Source organism: Emergencia sp. 1XD21-10, from assembly GCF_009936045.1.
GTDB lineage: Bacteria > Bacillota > Clostridia > Peptostreptococcales > Anaerovoracaceae > Senimuribacter > Senimuribacter intestinalis.
In genome coordinates this window covers 1-3,164 of sequence record NZ_QWEQ01000056.1, presented here as the reverse complement: position 1 = coordinate 3,164, position 3,164 = coordinate 1, and the positions used below count along the sequence as shown (strand labels likewise).

Below are 3,164 nucleotides of genomic sequence, written 5' to 3'. Positions count from 1 at the left end.
GGCTTCTACACCCCCGTCGAAACCTTTACACCCCCATAAATGTTTATATGGCTATTTTACAACACTTTCAGCAGATTTTCAATAAGAAAAAACTGGATTAATTTGAAGTTTTTGTTAAAAAAATGTCGCTAGTTCTCTACATTTGTCAAAAAAATTCTTCATCCATGGTCTCGCAAAAGAGCATTTTCAATGCATGAAGCCGTATGCAATTTTGAAAACTGTTCTCCTATATGTGCATACCGCATCGTCGATTGAATGTTTGCATGTCCCAGCCAAAGCTGAATATCCTTAAGTGATACCCTGCGCTCCGGATCTGCAAGTAAAACACTGGCGCAGCTATGACGGAGATCATGGAAACGTATAGGTGGAAACCCATGCCGCGTCAAATGCCGTCTAAACTCACCCGAAATATAACCCGGTGTGTAAGGCATTCCATTATCTTTTGTAAAAACATATCCACTGTCATAATACTTTTTTGCTTTCATTGCCTGCTGCTTCTGTTTAGTTTGCTGTCGCAACAACATTTCTTCTATCGGAGTCAGCAAAGGAAAAGTCCTATGACTCGCAAAGTTTTTTGTACGATCCTTCGCATCATATACGGTCTTATGCCCCTTCATCTGTACTGCGACAACCACATGACTAATTGTGAGTTGTCTATTCTTAAAATCGATAGCCTTCCACGTAAGTCCTGCGATTTCCGAACGTCTAAGCCCATAGTATAATGCTAGAAATACCGGAATTTCGATTCTGCTCCCAATTACACTATCCAGCAGCGCAATTGCAGTATCTGCTTCATAATACGCATTCACATTCGTCGGAACCTTCAATTTCGGTACACGTTGAACAGGATTCTGCCACGGAGGTACAATTTGTAATATCACTGCATACTTGAACATATCATTCAACATGTCCCTTTGATCCATCGCTGACTTGATAGATTGTTCTTCAGCAAGCAAGTATTCAATGTATTCCTGAATGTCCCCGCTACCAATCTGCCTGACCGTATAGCTATGCGCCAGAAAGTATGGTCTCATCCACTTACATACACGGTTATAGTATCCGGCATAGGTGGATGCTTCTACAGTAAATTTTTTATAATTCAACCACCTAACACAAAGTTCATGCATCTCCATATCATCAGTTACTTTAGAATTTTCAAAGTACGCAACATCAACTTTGCCGTTTTCATTTCTAAGCGGATCAAATTCTCGCCGATACTGCTCCAATAGTTTTTCGGCGTTCCGTTTATTCCCTTTGATTTTAAGACCTGTTGATTTCCACTTTGCTACAGGTTTTCCATTTGCATCAGTGTAGGTTAATACTATATACCAATACCCTTTCTTCTGTTGTAAATGTCCCGCAACCACTTTACCTCCTTTCTCACGCTCACATAAAGTATCGCATGGTACAAATCACGAGTCAAGGCAAAGCAGCTTGCCTATTTCCAATTTATGTTCAGTATATCCTTCCAAAATGCATTTCAAATACTGTTCTGACGGCATTTGAATCACTCTTCCATAGGGTTCTTTCAGAACATAGACCAGCATCTGCTGCTCTGTATCCTGCCATTTAACCCGCACCATTCGTTTTATATATAAATTTGGATATCCTTCATACCGATCCAGTGCCTTTATACATTCTTCCGTTAATTTCCAAATAACGACTGGAACCCGTTCATCAGAATTCGGTTGAATATTTGCAACTCCTTTATACGAAAAATACATCTCATAACCCTCAATTTCACCGACACCTAATTCTATTGCTGCCGGACATCGGAATGACATTTGTGCCACGTTCATATTACTTCCATATGCTGCATAAATCATTTTCATCTACACTCCTTCCTTTCCTGGCAGTCAAAGTAAGCTGCTGCCGCTGCTGCAAACACAACCATCACAGGCATCACAACAAAGGTAAAAAATATTCCAAAGTAATTCATAGTTCTTGACTCCTTTCCTTACTTCATACAAAAAACACTTGCAATTAGAAAGCAGCCTTATTATAATAAATTTGAAAAGACTGCTTTATTTGCATTTAGAATCATGTAAAATTAGTAGTTATTGGATTTTAAGGTTTACGCAACTTTGACCGGAAACGTAAACCTTTTTCATTTTTCTAATCTTTTTTTCGTAATGCCGTCTTTAAGTTTTTACCCGGTTTAAACGCTACAACTTTCATTTCAGGAATAATCATCTGCTGCCCAGACTTAGGGTTCACGGCCATACGCTCTGCTCTGGTTTTTACACCAAAACTTCCAAACCCCAACATCTGAATTTTTCCTCCGTTCTGTAATTCAGATGTAATTACATCCAGAAAACTCGAAATGACAGCATCCACATCTTTTTGTGTGTGAGACGTTCTCTGTGCAACTTCCATGACTAACTCTTTCTTATTCATTTTGTCACCTCTATTAATATAATAATAATTTGTGCTGGCAGCACATTGCAGGGGGCTTAACCCCCTGTATATCTACTGCCATTACGCAGTAATTTTCGTTTTGAAACCATATTTGCTCTTCCTGCACCCCTGGTTCGGGCAACAATACCACATTCACACCGCTATTTATTTCCTGTCTCGGACACTTTGGTCTGTGCCGGCTCTTATCTTGGCTATTTTCCCTGTGGTTGGGACGGTCTTCCTCAGCGGACCCGATAACATAGGCGACCAGGTCTTATCTCGTGTGCCTGGCTAATGTGTCGATCATCGCGATCAGATATCTCTATAAGACTGCTCCCCTCCTTAATGCCGCCATTTAGCTGGCAAGCAGTTCAACACTAACATGCAGAAGGCTCCTGGCAAATCTGTATCGCAAATCGCAGTAAAGTTGGAATATGTAGTTGTCAAAGTGCAGAAATATATAAAATCCCCTTAAAGAGACTTTATGCTATGAAAAACGCCATCACCGTCTATCTGGATAACCTCAAGCAAATCCATGCCTGGTGAAACTTTAAAAAAAGCCTCCAGCCGCCGATATACCTGCAAACTAGGCGTACGCTGCAGCAGCTCATATGTTTTTATGGCCTCTTTGGTCACACCTACCGCATCGCCTACTTGAGCCAGGGTGTATCCACGAGAAAGTCTCTCTGCTCGCAGTCTTGTTACCTTTATTTTTTCTTTTTTCTTTGTCATGTAACTACCTCACTCAGCTAAAATAAGCAGACTTT

At 40.5% G+C, this 3,164-nt stretch carries 4 protein-coding genes; all 4 read right to left on the bottom strand.

The window, feature by feature from the left end:
- Positions 1–158: 158 nt before the first annotated feature.
- Complete coding sequence (locus D1151_RS17190; protein WP_161909555.1) at positions 159–1,367, bottom strand: tyrosine-type recombinase/integrase; 1,209 nt, start codon at positions 1,365–1,367, stop codon at positions 159–161.
- Positions 1,368–1,412: 45 nt separating this feature from the next.
- Complete coding sequence (locus tag D1151_RS16160) at positions 1,413–1,832, bottom strand: gamma-glutamylcyclotransferase family protein (RefSeq protein ID WP_161909554.1); 420 nt, start codon at positions 1,830–1,832, stop codon at positions 1,413–1,415.
- A gap of 283 nt (positions 1,833–2,115) precedes the next feature.
- Positions 2,116–2,415, bottom strand: a complete 300-nt coding sequence (locus tag D1151_RS16155) for an HU family DNA-binding protein (RefSeq protein WP_330588376.1) — start codon at positions 2,413–2,415, stop codon at positions 2,116–2,118.
- Positions 2,416–2,868: 453 nt separating this feature from the next.
- Positions 2,869–3,129, bottom strand: a complete 261-nt coding sequence (locus D1151_RS16150) for a helix-turn-helix domain-containing protein (RefSeq protein WP_161909552.1) — start codon at positions 3,127–3,129, stop codon at positions 2,869–2,871.
- Positions 3,130–3,164 lie beyond the last annotated feature (35 nt).